This window comes from Acinetobacter sp. FDAARGOS_558 (assembly GCF_003937785.1).
Lineage (GTDB): Bacteria > Pseudomonadota > Gammaproteobacteria > Pseudomonadales > Moraxellaceae > Acinetobacter > Acinetobacter baumannii.
The window spans coordinates 3,179,818-3,193,322 of record NZ_RKJH01000001.1; the positions used below are offsets into that span (position 1 = coordinate 3,179,818).

Annotated in this window: 19 protein-coding genes, 1 tRNA gene and 4 pseudogenes; 19 read left to right on the plus strand and 5 right to left on the minus strand. The window is 39.4% G+C overall.

Features of this window, described 5'->3' with window-relative positions; translation table 11 throughout:
* Positions 1–89: 89 nt before the first annotated feature.
* The 5 genes from EGT34_RS15280 to EGT34_RS15300 all read right to left on the minus strand — a co-directional run bounded on the left by EGT34_RS15280 (position 90) and on the right by EGT34_RS15300 (position 3,514).
* Positions 90–506, minus strand: a complete 417-nt coding sequence (locus EGT34_RS15280; protein ID WP_031979409.1) for a hypothetical protein — start codon at positions 504–506, stop codon at positions 90–92.
* A 2-nt stretch (positions 507–508) separates the two neighbouring features.
* Positions 509–1,240 carry a hypothetical protein gene (locus tag EGT34_RS15285; protein ID WP_031979408.1) on the minus strand — a complete coding sequence of 244 codons (732 nt, stop codon included), beginning with the start codon at positions 1,238–1,240 and terminating at the stop codon, positions 509–511.
* Positions 1,241–1,478: 238 nt separating this feature from the next.
* Positions 1,479–2,420 (minus strand): hypothetical protein, encoded by a 942-nt coding sequence (locus EGT34_RS15290; RefSeq protein WP_020753284.1) that lies wholly within the window; start codon positions 2,418–2,420, stop codon positions 1,479–1,481.
* A 102-nt stretch (positions 2,421–2,522) separates the two neighbouring features.
* Complete coding sequence (locus EGT34_RS15295) at positions 2,523–2,738, minus strand: hypothetical protein (RefSeq protein ID WP_000370477.1); 216 nt, start codon at positions 2,736–2,738, stop codon at positions 2,523–2,525.
* A gap of 14 nt (positions 2,739–2,752) precedes the next feature.
* Positions 2,753–3,514: a S24 family peptidase gene (locus tag EGT34_RS15300; protein WP_031979546.1), complete on the minus strand. Its 762-nt coding sequence runs from the start codon at positions 3,512–3,514 to the stop codon at positions 2,753–2,755.
* Positions 3,515–3,619: 105 nt separating this feature from the next.
* Here EGT34_RS15300 and EGT34_RS15305 point away from each other — a divergent pair, with 105 nt between their 5' ends.
* The 19 genes and pseudogenes from EGT34_RS15305 to EGT34_RS15380 all read left to right on the plus strand — a co-directional run bounded on the left by EGT34_RS15305 (position 3,620) and on the right by EGT34_RS15380 (position 13,498).
* Positions 3,620–3,871, plus strand: coding sequence for a Cro/CI family transcriptional regulator (locus EGT34_RS15305; RefSeq protein WP_031979547.1), 252 nt, complete (start codon positions 3,620–3,622; stop codon positions 3,869–3,871).
* A gap of 56 nt (positions 3,872–3,927) precedes the next feature.
* Positions 3,928–4,224 carry a hypothetical protein gene (locus EGT34_RS15310; RefSeq protein WP_001005280.1) on the plus strand — a complete coding sequence of 99 codons (297 nt, stop codon included), beginning with the start codon at positions 3,928–3,930 and terminating at the stop codon, positions 4,222–4,224.
* Positions 4,224–5,108, plus strand: coding sequence for a YdaU family protein (locus tag EGT34_RS15315; protein ID WP_014538336.1), 885 nt, complete (start codon positions 4,224–4,226; stop codon positions 5,106–5,108). Before EGT34_RS15310 ends, EGT34_RS15315 begins: the two co-directional genes overlap by 1 nt.
* The gene (locus EGT34_RS15320; RefSeq protein WP_024437304.1) at positions 5,108–6,439 is read left to right on the plus strand and encodes a replicative DNA helicase; all 1,332 of its coding nucleotides are present in this window, start codon (positions 5,108–5,110) and stop codon (positions 6,437–6,439) included. Before EGT34_RS15315 ends, EGT34_RS15320 begins: the two co-directional genes overlap by 1 nt.
* Positions 6,436–6,714 (plus strand): hypothetical protein, encoded by a 279-nt coding sequence (locus tag EGT34_RS15325; protein ID WP_024437303.1) that lies wholly within the window; start codon positions 6,436–6,438, stop codon positions 6,712–6,714. The genes EGT34_RS15320 and EGT34_RS15325 overlap by 4 nt, the downstream gene beginning before the upstream one ends.
* A gap of 26 nt (positions 6,715–6,740) precedes the next feature.
* On the plus strand, positions 6,741–7,214 hold the full coding sequence (locus EGT34_RS15330; protein WP_031971957.1) for a hypothetical protein: 474 nt from the start codon (positions 6,741–6,743) through the stop codon (positions 7,212–7,214).
* Between the two features lie 65 nt (positions 7,215–7,279).
* Positions 7,280–8,176 (plus strand): hypothetical protein, encoded by an 897-nt coding sequence (locus EGT34_RS15335; RefSeq protein WP_024437301.1) that lies wholly within the window; start codon positions 7,280–7,282, stop codon positions 8,174–8,176.
* A gap of 442 nt (positions 8,177–8,618) precedes the next feature.
* Positions 8,619–8,709: transfer RNA gene (locus EGT34_RS20910), tRNA-Ser, on the plus strand.
* Positions 8,710–8,829: 120 nt separating this feature from the next.
* Positions 8,830–8,973 (plus strand): hypothetical protein, encoded by a 144-nt coding sequence (locus EGT34_RS21035; protein WP_153310298.1) that lies wholly within the window; start codon positions 8,830–8,832, stop codon positions 8,971–8,973.
* Positions 8,974–8,975: 2 nt separating this feature from the next.
* Positions 8,976–9,146, plus strand: a complete 171-nt coding sequence (locus EGT34_RS21040) for a hypothetical protein (RefSeq protein ID WP_162830746.1) — start codon at positions 8,976–8,978, stop codon at positions 9,144–9,146.
* 37 nt (positions 9,147–9,183) lie between these two features.
* On the plus strand, positions 9,184–9,414 hold the full coding sequence (locus EGT34_RS15340; protein WP_125551029.1) for a hypothetical protein: 231 nt from the start codon (positions 9,184–9,186) through the stop codon (positions 9,412–9,414).
* A gap of 58 nt (positions 9,415–9,472) precedes the next feature.
* Positions 9,473–10,002, plus strand: a pseudogene (locus EGT34_RS21545) (hypothetical protein).
* Positions 9,992–10,174 carry a hypothetical protein gene (locus tag EGT34_RS15350; protein WP_024437298.1) on the plus strand — a complete coding sequence of 61 codons (183 nt, stop codon included), beginning with the start codon at positions 9,992–9,994 and terminating at the stop codon, positions 10,172–10,174. The pseudogene EGT34_RS21545 and the gene EGT34_RS15350 overlap by 11 nt, the downstream one beginning before the upstream one ends.
* Positions 10,175–10,227: 53 nt before the next feature.
* Positions 10,228–10,473, plus strand: coding sequence for a hypothetical protein (locus tag EGT34_RS15355; RefSeq protein ID WP_049867487.1), 246 nt, complete (start codon positions 10,228–10,230; stop codon positions 10,471–10,473).
* A pseudogene (locus EGT34_RS15360) lies at positions 10,403–10,701 on the plus strand (HNH endonuclease). The gene EGT34_RS15355 and the pseudogene EGT34_RS15360 overlap by 71 nt, the downstream one beginning before the upstream one ends.
* Positions 10,698–10,934 carry a hypothetical protein gene (locus tag EGT34_RS15365; RefSeq protein ID WP_416376728.1) on the plus strand — a complete coding sequence of 79 codons (237 nt, stop codon included), beginning with the start codon at positions 10,698–10,700 and terminating at the stop codon, positions 10,932–10,934. Before EGT34_RS15360 ends, EGT34_RS15365 begins: the two are co-directional and overlap by 4 nt.
* 51 nt (positions 10,935–10,985) lie before the next feature.
* Positions 10,986–11,168 carry a hypothetical protein gene (locus EGT34_RS15370; RefSeq protein ID WP_024437296.1) on the plus strand — a complete coding sequence of 61 codons (183 nt, stop codon included), beginning with the start codon at positions 10,986–10,988 and terminating at the stop codon, positions 11,166–11,168.
* A gap of 170 nt (positions 11,169–11,338) precedes the next feature.
* Positions 11,339–11,819: pseudogene (locus tag EGT34_RS15375) on the plus strand (terminase small subunit).
* Positions 11,820–11,822: 3 nt separating this feature from the next.
* Positions 11,823–13,498: pseudogene (locus tag EGT34_RS15380) on the plus strand (terminase large subunit).
* Positions 13,499–13,505: the final 7 nt, after the last annotated feature.

Consider the following 13,505-nt stretch of genomic DNA (forward strand, 5'->3'; position numbering starts at 1 on the left):
CACATGGTCTAACAATTCCGCGATACCCAATCTTTGTAAGCCACAATAAAAACGCCTTAAAAAGAACCTCCCTAGAGAGGTCGGCGTAATTAACGCCGTCCGTCATTCTTAAAACCTTCCGTAAGTGTTTTAGAGATGGCCGCATTCGCTGGAGCTAAATGATTTGTGTTGATTACTTGCGTCTCTGGGACAACCTCTAGGTGTGTAATATTATTTTTCAACTCATCAAGTTGGTATTGACCACCAGTTAATTGAGCAAGTTCGCCGTTGTGATAATCTTGAGATAAATCTGCTTGAGTTTTGGCAACATCAATCAAGCGAAAGGTTTTATCAAAGGCAAACTTACTTAAGTTATGGTCCTTAAGTTTGTCAACAAGACTTAGCTCAATTGCGGACAGTAGGGCATTGATATCACCCATATCATTCTTAGCTTCACTACGAGCTGCAATAAGGTCATCCACAGTCACGCTTTTGTTTTCTGGAAAAAGTTGTGAACTAGTACGCATGATTATTCCCCTTTATTTTTAAGTGAAGCTAAGCGCTCTTTGTGAGCATCGATTAGAGCTTGATAGCAATCACTAGTACGGCCATCTAAAGCCATTAAATCTTCAGTGGACACAACGCCTGAGCGAATCTCAACTTTGCGACCAGGATATGTTTTGGAAAAATACTGTTTTGCACTAATGGCATCTAACAAATCAATAAACCACTCTGATGACATAGAGATGCCTTGGTCAGACTCATCTAATGCTGTAGCCATGTAATAGTGACAAGCACTTTCAGTGTTTTGAGTTTCTTGCCAAAGCAATGTTTCATTATAATTTGGTACAAGTTTTACCAACTCGTCATGAGACATTTTCTGAACTTGAAGATTTATTAGTCGGTACTCATGAAAATTGAGCCAAACTCGCTCCCACATTGGCGCCTCTTCGTCTTCAAAATTTAAAGCATAGGTGGCAAAAGCGCCTGCAGTAATGTAGTAATCCACTTCTGGATTTGAGCTTTTTAAGCTTTCTAGCTTTCTTTCTGCTTGATCAAGATGAAAGAACGGACGATTTATCACGCCGAATGGATAAACCTCTTGGCCTTGTATTTGAATTGAAAAATAATGACAAAAGTCCTCATCAAGCAACCATGCATTAATTTGGGCAAGCATCTTTTCAGGAGTCTTGTTTTTGTTTGATGAGCGAAGGTATGGGCTAATGCAGCCCTGTTGACTAATATCTGTGATTTGGTTCATAATAAAGCACCAGTTATAGCGATGCTGCTCTGAAATTTTGGTAGAGGACAGAGAAAGCATCTAGTTAGTAAATCAGCTCCACAGTGTGGGGCTTTTTGTGTTTGTTGATATAAATATTAGGCTTGCCTAATTTCAATGTCAATAGGGAAGCCTAATTAAATTTGGTATTCCTAATTTTTTATTTGATAGACAAAAGAAAACCCACACGGGGTGGGTTAAGCGTTGCTAATTTTGTATTTTAAAAATCAAATTCTTCTTGTTTGGTAGTCTTATGCTCAATAACTTCCATAACCTCAAACTCTGTCTTAAGTTTTGTATGAGCTAAAAATTGGATGGTCTTTAGCTTAACCTTAAGTAAGTCGCCCTTACCAAAACGAAGCAATCCAGAATCAATCTTTTGCAGAAACACCTCATCAGTAATAGAAGCATTAATTGTTGAGCCGCCATTATTGAATCGCCACTTGTTTTTTTCCTTAAATGATATTGATTCAATTTGCAAAAAAGTTTCTGTGATGCTTTCGCTCAAATGATCATCAATGTCCTGAAATTTAAAATACTCAACTTCTTTTTTGTCAATAAATAGCTCAACATTTTCATCAAGCATTTCTTTTACAACATAAAATGAGTCAATCCCATCTTTGCTTAGTGGTTCTAGCATTTTTTCAATATCGGATGCAATCACCTTGCTTCGGTAAAGACGTAACGCTCTTTTATCAACTTCTAAATATTCAGTTTCAGTGTAAAAGACTTTTGCATGATCAACAGTTTCCTCTATCTTAACAGGAGGGTTGCCTTTCAGTTTTTTATAGATTTGAATTACACCAACAGTAGCACCCCCAAAAAAACCAACCAATCCCAAGATCCCACTTGCGTTTGCTAAGGCCGTTGCAGTAGGGCCAACTAATAGATCTTTGATTTGATTCACCCAAGATAGGTGCTCAACAAATTCTATTCCAAAACAACCTGTTTTAAAGTTTGCTTTGACATTTAATTGAATTTCAAGCTTATCCCCATTGATCTCTTTATTGGCATGAGTCAAGAGGTCACTTATAGCCATCATAGCAGGCGCAAGATCTCGAACATCCATTAGGTGTTCTTCTAATGCTTTGCCATCATAAACTACATGGAATTTCTCACTCATAGCATCATCATCAATCAGGTCTGTATTGGTTATTGTCATAGTCTAACAGTCTGTATTTTTAGTTTCATCATGAGTTTGACATTGGTTGTCGCACCACTTTGCCCGAACTGTTATAAAGTACTGTGTCGGGTTCACAGCTTATTAATCTTTGGTGTTATTAATTTTCTGCCCAAGCTTTCCTTCTTTTACCAACTGCACGACCTGCTCATTAGTAAGCACAGGAATAAAGACTTTGTCGCCAATATCTTTAGAAAGAATCTTTACTTCTTCAGCGGTTAGCACCAAAGCCTCACCATGTTTCGCAGCATCATTGATGCGAGCAATAATCTGGTTGATTGGTAGTTTAGAGTTGTCCATAAGTCTTCCTGTGATTAATGCGAATAAGGATGTTCTTGTCTGTGTTGGCTAGGCGGTACGATATCTGTAATAGCTGTAATACTTTCAACTTCATCCATGTTGAAAGTAAGGCGTTCACCGCCATTTACTGCAATAAGGCTTAGTACATTATTATGGATTCCAATAAATTCTTTAATGGTACATCTCCCATCCTTCAGGCACACCTGAACGAATTCAGTCGGCACTAGCTCAGCATCAGGGTCGCATACAACATACCAACCATTGCGAATTGCTGGAAACATTGAATCTCCAGTTCCCTTAATTCCGTAAGCTCTTTCACCACCCGTATGTGTTGGAACATAGCCATCACCAGCATTTCCATCATAACCCATATCGGTAAAATATCCATCCATGCCCATCTTAGAATAAGCTTTAACAGGCACATATCTTTTTTGAACAGGGAAAGGTTTAACTGGAGTTTGAACAAACTTAACAGCATCTTCGCTATCCGGAATATTGTACTTCTGCTTAAAGGCTTCAATATCTAAGTTTTTAAATTTTGCTTCATTAATTTCTTTGGGCTCTCCCGCACCAGTCGCCAACCAATCAGGATTAACTCCTAGAAATTTGGCTGCTTTTATTAGATTTTCTCCTTCCATTGTTTTTGATCTGCCTGATAACCAATCGCTTACAGAAGGTGGCTTAACACCAACTGCACGAGCAAGATCAATACCTTTAACTTTTTTAGGTGGCAATATTTCCATTGCGTATCTCAAACGTTCAGCAAGAGTGTTCATAAAATATCCTCATAAAGTTAGGCAATCCTAACACAAAATTTATTAGGTGTCCCTATTGATTTTATATTAGGCATACCTAATAATTGTGTGAGCAAGGAGAATTAAATGAATGATGCTCAACTTATTAAAAAATTAGGTGGAGTCAACGCTGTTGCAAGACTTCTTGGAATAACAGCTGCATCCGTATCTGGATGGAGTTCAATACCTGTCGATCGAAAAATCAGGCTTGCTGTAATAGCTGAGGATATGGGGGTATGTACACGAAAAGAGCTTTTCCCAGATACATACCAAGATATCTGGATCGAATTAAGACCCGCCAATAGTGAATTACTCAATATTGATTTATCAAAAAATTAAACCGCCATCTGCTGTAACAGATAGCGGTCTGAATATCGTATTTGGAGCGAACCAAAATGAATGAACAAATCTTAGCACAAAATTCAGACTGTGCAAGCCCATATGATGATGAGGATCAAGTCCTTACTCAATGGCAAATTGATCATGATGCTTATGTTGAAACGATTGATGCTTATAGAGAAACACACAGGGATCTTGAAAAAGCTTTAGGTATTGAAAAGGACTTTGACAAAACTTCTCATAGCGCAAAGGAAATCATTGAAGACTTGCGAAAGAACGGGCACTTGTACGCACTAATTAACCGCTTTGAAGATGCCGTAATCAACCGTCTAAGAGCAAAGGATAAGTTGTAATGCATTACTACGAGCGAAATATAGGCGACTATTACCGCAAGGCTGGAAGATTAAATATCTTGCAGCATGGGGTTTATAACTTGCTCATGGATGCCTGTTACGACCGTGAATCGTTCCCAACGCTTGAAGAGGCTATTGAATGGGTATGGGCGGAATCTGAGGAAGAAATTGACGCTGTTAAATTTGTACTTAAGAAGTTTTTCAAATTAAATGAGGACGGGGTTTATATTCAAAACCACATTAAAGAAGAGCTTGAAAAGTATAGAGCCTTCCTTGCTAAACAAGCAGAGAATGGCAAAAAAGGTGGTCGCCCAAAGAAAAACCCAAAATATGATTCTGGTAATAATGGGAATGATTTTGATAATTCTGGCTTTAAAAATGAAAGCCAAGAAAACCCAAATGAAAGTGAATTAAACCCAGAAAAACCCAAAGAAACCCAAACAAAGCCTAAACCATCTAACCATCTAACCAACGAACCATCTAACCAAGAAAATAATATATGTCCGCCTAACGGCGAACCTATGTCTGCTGAAAAGCCTAAAGAGAATTTAAAAAATGAGATTCAAGAGGTTTTCGAGTTTTGGAAAGTGACGTTTAACAAGAATAATCGAACCGTTCTTGATAACCCGCGCAAATCCAAAATTCAAGCAAGACTCAAAGAGGGTTACACGGTTGAAGATATCAAGACAGCTATTGTTGGGTGCTCTAAATCTCAATTCCATATTGAGGGCAATCATACTGATCTAACGCTAATTTGCCGCGATGCAACCAAGCTTGATCACTTTCTTGCCATGTCTAATCCAGCACAGGTTGCTATCCAACCACAAACTGAGGATGAGCAACCAGCACCCACTCAATACAAAGTAATTGAAGGGAGATGGTAATGGGGTTTAGTTCAAATATTCATGATGTGAATATGGAGCAATGTGTACTAGCTGCTCTAATGACCACAGCTTTGTCACTTGAGACAATTGGTCAAGAATTGGATGTTGAATGTTTTTATTCAGATCGTCACCAACAGATCTATAAGGCCATTGTAGAGCTATCAGAAAGCAACTGTCCGTATGACGTGGTAATGGTGAGTAACCACCTAAAAGGCAAAAACGTTTTGCATTTGATGGGTGGGGAAGAATACTTAATTCAACTTATGCAAGATGCACCGAGTAGTTTTTACAACGCTGAAAGTTATATCACTCAGTTAAATAAACTCAAAACACATCGAAGAATTGAGCAGATTGGTTTACGTATTGCTGCAATGGCGAAAGATACAACTTTGCCTGATGTATTTGTTGAGGCTGAAAATCTTCTTGGGCAAGTAGATAAGGCGGATGATGCTGATATGGGGGCAAGTTTTGGAAGTGCTCTCGATAGTGCCTTAGAGCAAATGATTGACAAGTTTGATAAGCAGAGCAGACACGAAACAACAGGTGTTAAGTTCAACCTTAAAACACTAGATGAGATGCTGGGAACCGTACAAAACGGTCATTTTTGTGTAGTTGGTGGTCGCCCCGGTTCTGGGAAGTCAACTTTAGCCCAAATGATGGCAATTGATACGGCAATGCTTAAAAAAGAGGGTGTTCTTTTCATATCAGCAGAAATGGACAAAGAAACACTTTCTAATCGTATGTTTAGCTCACTTAGCTCCATCCCATACAACAACCTACACAATGCAACACTTTACGATGGGCTGCTAAAAGAATATGCAAATTACAAACAAGTTTATAGCGATCTGCCTATCTGGATAGAGCCAAAGCAAAAACCAAGCATTAGTGAAGTAAGAGCATATGCAAGGAGAGCTAAGCGCCGTTTCTCTAAGATGGGTACAAAACTAGGATGCATTATTGTTGATTACCTGCAGCTTGTAAGAGATCCGAGCAAAAAAGACCGCTTTCAAGAAGTTGGCTCTATTAGTCGTGAACTTAAATCTATGGCTAAGGAGTTTGAATGCCCGGTAGTAGCGCTCGTTCAATTAAATCGTGAATCAGAAAAAGGTAAGAAACCGAAAGCTTCTGACATCAAGGAATCAGGGCAGATCGAACAAGATGCGGATCAAATTATTCTCGTTAATCCGCTCACTGATGACAAGACACTACAACCTCTTGGGGTCACTGAACTGATTATTGCCAAAAATCGACATGGCAAAAGAGGGAGTGTGCGCGTTCAAGAGTTTCTAGATGTTTGTAAATTTAAGGCAATTGAGGTGACTGCAGAATGAAAACGTTCCTAATCATTATGACCGTTGTTTGTATTGCAACTTTTATGGGTTTGGTTATGGCTGCATTAGCTGCAAAGCTGCACCAGTTTTCAGGAAGTCTAGCTAAATTTCGTTTTTCTTTGGCTTTCATGGATATCACTTTTTTCTTTTTATGTGTTTTGACCCTAATCGTATTGGGTGGAGGTAAATATCTGGCGTTTTCTCACGGAATTTTATTTTTGTTGGCGTTGTATCTAATTTTTTATCGGTTCGAAAAGTGGGAGCGTAAAGCGTGATAAAAGAAAATGTAAAGTTGCATATCATGCAAGGTGTAGACTGGTCTAAATATGATTTGCCTGAATGGTTGCGCCAATTTGGTTATTGGCAAGGGGCAGTGATTCGCTTTGGTGGATCTACTGAAAATCCATTAGTAGGAGCGATTAAAAAAGCAAAACTTAGACTTAAGAAAGGGGATAGGGAAAAGATCGTTGCTTATTATCTCTGTGATGAAAATTTTATCGAGAAGCCATCTAAAAAACCTAATGTCTGTCTAATTACAGACGATGAGGCTAGAGCTGTACAGCGCTTGGTTATTGATATTTTAGACGGTTGCACTTCTGAGGCTATGCTTGATTGGATGGATGCAATTATTGAGCGTTATTTCAATCAAAAATCATGGACTCAGTTAGTAACTCCAGAGCGAACAGCCATGGATGCAAAATACGATGTTCGTTGTGGCTTAGCAGCTTTGCACAATCGCTACCAGTTTATTAGATATAAAAATGGCTCAGTATGATCTAACTATTGATATTTATTGGTAATTCAGATAATTGTATGAAGATTAAACAACGGTGAGCAAGAATGATAGAAAATCCGCAACATTTTAATTTAATAACAAATTTTGAAGAAATCACATCTAGACCTAATTTTGTTGAAAAAGTGACGATTGCTAGGGGTGAGGATGTTCAAAACACTATCTCTGATTTAGTTGGTTTTTATGTGCTAAGGGATTTTGTTAGTTGTGGGATTTCTAGTTGTGGAAAGAAACATCAAAAAGGTTATATCGCAGCACTGCATGATGGAAATGAAATTATCATTGGCCATAAGTGCGGGAAAAAACACTTTGGTGTGAGTTTTGATGAAAAAGCTAAACAATTCAAGCATCTTAGAGACAATGCGAATCAATATCTGCAAATTAAGGCAATGTATGAAAAGCTGCCACAGTTAAAGGAAAGTCTAGAAAGAATTTTGAACCAGTCGGGCAAAATGACATTCTTGCAAATAAAGATGGCAGTAAAGAGCTTTAAAGAAGATGCATTTGATTACTGGATGCGAAGGAGAATTGGACAAGAGGTAACAAGCAACGGATCTATTTTTATTGATGACTTCAAAACAGAAGAAGAAATCAATGCTGAAATCCTAAGTGGTAGAAAGAACATCTCAGACATCAAGCGGGTTTTGGTCGCAAATATTGCTGAATATGATGTTATCGCCAATTGGCATAATGCTGAAAGGTTAAAGGACTACTTTGATCGTCTGTACAGGGAAATCAAGAACCCCAACCAAATGGACGGGGTGGCAATTAAGGCATTATCCAAAAAGCTTAGACAGCATGACCAAAATTTGAGGGAGTTGGAGGACTATATAAAAAGAGGTAATCGCTTATTTACCCCTGAAAACCTAGTTCAATTCTCCGTGTTATTTACAAAACCACATGATCAAAAAATTATTGAGAAATATGCAAATAATTTTGCTTGAGCACTTGACCCTGATCAGGGCTAGTGGTATTTTTATGTTAAAGTTGTGCGAAGTGTAAATAAGGTGCAACTAAATTAGTAAGTAACCCTTGCACCATACGCAAGAAGGCGAAACTAGATCAAAGCCTGTCATTAAGTTGATGGGCTTTTTGCGTTTCTGGTCCTACCTATTAGGGAACCTTAAGTTAATAGGCGCTCATCTTTTTGTGATGAGATTTGCAGTATTTGTATTGCAAACGGTGAGATGCTGAAACCTGCCGTGTAGATGGTTTGAATCCAGTATGATTTCGTCACATGCTGAGTTAGCCGTAGAGCCCTAAGTTGTGGGTGACACCCCGCCCAAAGCGAACGAAAGACACAAAAGCCGATCAATAGCTAACTTTGAGAAGCAAGTAGTGTTGAGTAGCAGTAGGCCACAGTACTGAGAAAGCTGTGGCAATTCAGGAAGATTAAACCAAGTCGGTCTATGGGTCGCTGTCTTGAAAACAGTTGGGTGTTACAGCCGTGTGAGTTCGAGTCTCACATCTTCCACCAAGAATATCTCGCGGGAGGTGCTTTGTTGGGGCACCTCTCAATTTTGCCGAACGGATTACGGCGCATGAAGCCCTGCCAAATACTAGTTATTGGCGGGGCTTTTATTTTTGGAGAATGCCAATGGATGACTATTCAAAACGAATGCAAGAAAGAATTAGAAAGGCAGACCGAGCAGATCGTATTCATAGTTACATTTGTTTGGGTTCAATCTTGGTTATCTTAGGTCTGGCTGTCTACGGGGCTTACAAGCTATTAATGGGGTGACTATGGACACAAGCGAAGCCAAGAAAAATCTAAATAAATATTCGGATGAATTAAACCGCTACCAGAACTTATCTCGCACTGGGTTAAGTCGTGAAGAAATGCTTGTTATAGATCGAATCATTATTCGACTGAGAAACAAGATTAATAATTTACGGTCTATGTTGAATGCGTGATGCCAAAAGACTAGCCGAAGTACGCAAGCTGCCATGCATGAGATGTGGTGCACCAGCACCAAGCCAAGCCGCGCACTCTAATTCAAGCAAAGACGGTAAAGGCAGATCTATTAAGGCTTGCGACTCTAAAACTGTTTCTATGTGTTTTTCCTGCCATCATTTATTTGATACCTACCAACTAGGCAACAGACAGGAAAGCGAAGACTTATTTAATAAGTGGCTTAAGCGAACCAACGCAATGCTTGAGTCTGATAAAGAATTATTTTGAATTATAAATAACCCAAACAAACCCATTAAAAGCGGTGGGTTAAGGTATAGGTGGGAATATGGAACCAGCAACATTCCCAATCAATAGTTATTCAGGAATTGTTCAGGTAATTAACTATCTGAACAATAACCACTCCAAAGCAGCCGCAGAAGGTAAACCTTTAGTCGTTAGAATCAACCAGAAGGAAGACGACAGGAGCGCCGCACAAAATCGGCTTTATTGGGCTTGGCTTGAGCAGATCAAGCAAAAGACCGGTAACTCAAAGGATGACCTTCATTTACTTTTAAGAAAAAGTTTCTTGCCCGGATCTATGTTGAAGGTCGGCAAGAGACTGCAGAAAAGTACATGGCTTTGCAGAACTTTAAAGATGTTATTCAAGCATTCGATGGACCTAAGCGCCGTCAACTTGAAAAGGATTACCAAGTTTTGGTCAATACCTTCATTAAAGACCACCTGCAAAGCAAGAAGGCCACCATTAAAGAATTCACCAAATATCTGGATAAGATCAACATCTATGCACATAGAGACTTGGGCGTGATGTTGATTATCCCGGATGACCTTAAGTGGTGTTATCAAAATGAGCAATGATTCAAATTTGCAAGACGTGGTGCTTAAGCTGATAGAGCAAAACAATAAGTTGATTGAACAAAACAGCTTGATTGTCCAAATCAATGCTGAGCAAGCCGCCCAATTAAATGAAGTTCTAATGATGTTTGAAGACGGCGAACCAACACGTAAATCTACATCATTGGATGGGTGAATATAATGAATAAAGGCCAGCAATTTTTCTTAATTGATGAAGATACTCGGAAGATGTGGGATAAAAATGCTTTAAGTATGCTGGAACAGACTAGAACTCCTGAATTGAAGCGCAAAGAACTGGAGCTTGAATTAGTTAAACTGGTTCAAAGTTATCAACGTGACGGTTTGGATATCGATTGGATATCCATTGACTTACTTAATGGTGTAGATGCGCGAGTAAACTTAAATGAAACTCCAAACATTCAAGAACAAGTTACAGACGCTACAGGCACCCGCACAAACCCAGAAGAATCCTAAACAAAACAATTGGGGTTCTGGTCGAGGTGGCCGTCCGTGGCGCCGTCTTAAAGCTAAGATCCATTTACGTGATGAGTGGACCTGTCAATGTTGTGGCATTGTCACTAAAGACTTAGAGCTTGACCATATTGTGAATGTGGCAAGAGGTGGAACGGATGATGAATCAAACCTCCAGTCTCTTTGTGTTCCATGCCATAAAAGAAAACCCAACAGGAGAGTCGGCAATGAAATGCATAACAATTGAGCGCACAGTTGATGCTTGGCATGTTGAGGCGCTTTTAATAAGAGCAAAAGAAGATTTTTCAACATTGCCTGCATGGGTAAAAAGATGCACCAAGAAAACAAGTTTCTTATTGGTGGCAGTTCCATTTGTGTTCACACTAGAGACTACATGGAAGAGCTGGATAAGCAGCATGTTTTATTTCGTCACGATAATGGTGATGTGGAAGCTCTGCTTATAGATCAATTCTATAGACTCTATAAAGATCCTATATGCGGGTAAGGATTGCTAAATGATTACTAATGATTTTGCTAAAGGTGATGTGGTTGCTTTGCAGGGTGCTTGGACTGACCTTATGACAGTTGAAAAGGTAGAGTATGGGAAGGTTTACTTTACGTCAGGCGATTATGCAGATTTAAGCAAGGTACGGCATGCAGAACCGGAAGAGATAGAAGCGGGTTGTAAGCTTTATTAAATATATTTGGGGTGCAGCAAAATGACGCACAAAAATCCAGCAGGCAGGGGGGGAGGTCAAAAGTTCCAAGCCCTTCGCCGTTGGACACCGCCCCCCATCTCATTTATAAAAAAAATTCCCTTTCAGAAAAAGTTAAAGCAAAAAGTTAAAATCAAGTTAAAGGTAGAGCAATGGCATTAACAGAGAAAATGGAAAAATTTGCTCTTGCCATTGTTGACGGCAAGACAAATAAAGAAGCAGCAATTTCAGCAGGTTATGCAGAAAAACTGCATCCGCCGCAGGTGCTAGGTTAGCAAAAGATCCTGAAATTATTGTCTATATTGAAATGTTAAAGGCTCAAAAAGAAGGGCGTTCTTTAACATCTGATTCACCAAAAGTTAAACTTAAAGATACACCCGAAAATAGTGGTGAAGATGAAGACCCTATTGAGGAATTTCAATTTGAGGGTGATGATCCCTTAGATTTTTTAATTAAGGTCATGAACTTCAATGGCAACAAGCTGCCACTAAGAATGCAAGCCGCAATTGCAGCATTGCCTTATAAACACGGGAAGGTTGCTGAAAAGGCAAGAAACAAACCAAAGCAGAAACTGCAAGAGAAGGTAGTAAATCAGGAAAGTTTGCAACTTTAGATAATCAATTGATGAGCTAAATTATGTCTTCAATGTCACCCATCTGGACTACAGCTTGCCCAGATTGGGCGACTCGTATTGTTGCTAAACAATCGTTAATGCCGTGTAAGCCATTATTTCCCAAAGTGGCTGACGTAGCGGAGCGTATCTTTAAAGAGTTAATTCTTGTTGATGTGATGGGTAGCCCTAAGATGGGTGATGTCACATTGGAATGGGTGATCGAGTTTGTTCGTGCAATCTTTGGCGCATATGATCCAAGCACAAAGCGCAGATTAATTCGTGAATTCTTTCTTTTGATTTCGAAGAAGAATACTAAATCTACGATTGCCGCCGGCATTATGCTTACTGCATTAATTCTTAATGATCGACAATCTGCCGAACTAATTATTCTTGCGCCTACTAAAGAAGTTGCTGATAACTCATTTAATCCAATCCGGGATTTCATACGCGCAGATGAAGAATTAAGTGAAAGATTTAATGTATCTGAGCACACAAAACAGTTACGCATCTAGGTACCGGAGCAACACTTAAAGTTATTGCAGCAGAATCTAACGCTGCAGCTGGTAAGAAAGCTTCAATCATTTTGATAGATGAGGTCTGGCTATTCGGGAAACGTGCCAACGCTGAATCAATGTTCCGTGAAGCAAAGGGTGGTTTAGCATCTCGTCCAGAAGGTTGTGTAATTTACCTCTCTACGATGTCAGATGAAGTGCCATGTGGTGTATTTAAGCAGCTTTTAGATTATGCCCGTGATGTGCGTGACGGCATTAAAGAGGATAAAAGCTTTCTGCCACTTATTTATGAATTCCCTAAGCATCTTGTAGAAGCTGGAGAACATTTAAAGCCAGAAAACTTCTATATAACCAATCCAAACTTAGGTGCTTCGGTTGATCATGAATATCTGATTTCGGAATTTAACAAAGTTAAAGATGCTGGTGAAGAATCTCTTAGAGACTTCTTGGCCAAACATTTAAACATCGAGATTGGCATGAATTTACGTGCAAATCGATGGGCTGGTGCAGAGTTCTGGAATCAACAAAAACATGTTTTCGGCTTAGACCAACTAATTGAACAGTCAGATGTCATTACGATTGGTATTGATGGCGGTGGGTTAGATGATTTGCTTGGATCCGCGGTTTTAGGGCGTCTTAAAAAAGATCCTCGCATTTGGTGGCTTTGGAATCATGCATGGGCAAATAAAGTTGCTTTGGAGCGCCGAAAAGAAAATATCCCAAAGTACCAAGACTTTGAAAAAGAGGGAAGTCTGACTGTAGTTGAGAAAGTTGGCGAAGATATCGACCAATTGGCAGCAATTGCTAAGAAAGTCTATGACAGCGGCAAGCTTTATAAAATTGGACTAGATCCACTTGGTTTAGGGGGCTTACTTGACGGGTTGTTAGAAGTTGGAATACCAGAAGAGTCGATGCTTGCTGTTCCACAAGGCTACAAGTTGATGGGTTATATCCTTACAACAGAAAGAAAACTTGCAGAGGGAAATTTATTTCATGCAGGTCAGCAACTCATGACTTGGGCAGCGGGAAATGCGCGTGTTGTAATGGTTGGTAATGGGATGCGAATCACTAAGCAAGAATCAGGGGTGGGGAAAATTGACCCTTTGATTGCAACATTTAATGCCGTGGCTCTAATGACCATGAACCCTGAGCCAACAAATAAAGAATACAACGTCTATTTTTTCTAAATAATTT

Bases quoted from the DNA above. Each gene is read 5' to 3' on its own strand.
- EGT34_RS15280 (WP_031979409.1), bottom strand. From the start codon at position 506: ATGCGTACTAGTTCACAACTTTTTCCAGAAAACAAAAGCGTGACTGTG.
- EGT34_RS15320 (WP_024437304.1), top strand. From the start codon at position 5,108: ATGGGGTTTAGTTCAAATATTCATGATGTGAATATGGAGCAATGTGTA.
- EGT34_RS15305 (WP_031979547.1), top strand. From the start codon at position 3,620: ATGAATGATGCTCAACTTATTAAAAAATTAGGTGGAGTCAACGCTGTT.
- EGT34_RS15290 (WP_020753284.1), bottom strand. From the start codon at position 2,420: ATGACAATAACCAATACAGACCTGATTGATGATGATGCTATGAGTGAG.
- EGT34_RS15300 (WP_031979546.1), bottom strand. From the start codon at position 3,514: ATGAACACTCTTGCTGAACGTTTGAGATACGCAATGGAAATATTGCCA.
- EGT34_RS15350 (WP_024437298.1), top strand. From the start codon at position 9,992: ATGAGCAATGATTCAAATTTGCAAGACGTGGTGCTTAAGCTGATAGAG.
- EGT34_RS15315 (WP_014538336.1), top strand. From the start codon at position 4,224: ATGCATTACTACGAGCGAAATATAGGCGACTATTACCGCAAGGCTGGA.
- EGT34_RS15335 (WP_024437301.1), top strand. From the start codon at position 7,280: ATGATAGAAAATCCGCAACATTTTAATTTAATAACAAATTTTGAAGAA.
- EGT34_RS15355 (WP_049867487.1), top strand. From the start codon at position 10,228: ATGTGGGATAAAAATGCTTTAAGTATGCTGGAACAGACTAGAACTCCT.
- EGT34_RS21040 (WP_162830746.1), top strand. From the start codon at position 8,976: ATGGACACAAGCGAAGCCAAGAAAAATCTAAATAAATATTCGGATGAA.
- EGT34_RS21035 (WP_153310298.1), top strand. From the start codon at position 8,830: ATGGATGACTATTCAAAACGAATGCAAGAAAGAATTAGAAAGGCAGAC.
- EGT34_RS15285 (WP_031979408.1), bottom strand. From the start codon at position 1,240: ATGAACCAAATCACAGATATTAGTCAACAGGGCTGCATTAGCCCATAC.
- EGT34_RS15310 (WP_001005280.1), top strand. From the start codon at position 3,928: ATGAATGAACAAATCTTAGCACAAAATTCAGACTGTGCAAGCCCATAT.
- EGT34_RS15370 (WP_024437296.1), top strand. From the start codon at position 10,986: ATGATTACTAATGATTTTGCTAAAGGTGATGTGGTTGCTTTGCAGGGT.
- EGT34_RS15325 (WP_024437303.1), top strand. From the start codon at position 6,436: ATGAAAACGTTCCTAATCATTATGACCGTTGTTTGTATTGCAACTTTT.
- EGT34_RS15340 (WP_125551029.1), top strand. From the start codon at position 9,184: ATGAGATGTGGTGCACCAGCACCAAGCCAAGCCGCGCACTCTAATTCA.
- EGT34_RS15295 (WP_000370477.1), bottom strand. From the start codon at position 2,738: ATGGACAACTCTAAACTACCAATCAACCAGATTATTGCTCGCATCAAT.
- EGT34_RS15330 (WP_031971957.1), top strand. From the start codon at position 6,741: ATGCAAGGTGTAGACTGGTCTAAATATGATTTGCCTGAATGGTTGCGC.
- EGT34_RS15365 (WP_416376728.1), top strand. From the start codon at position 10,698: ATGAAATGCATAACAATTGAGCGCACAGTTGATGCTTGGCATGTTGAG.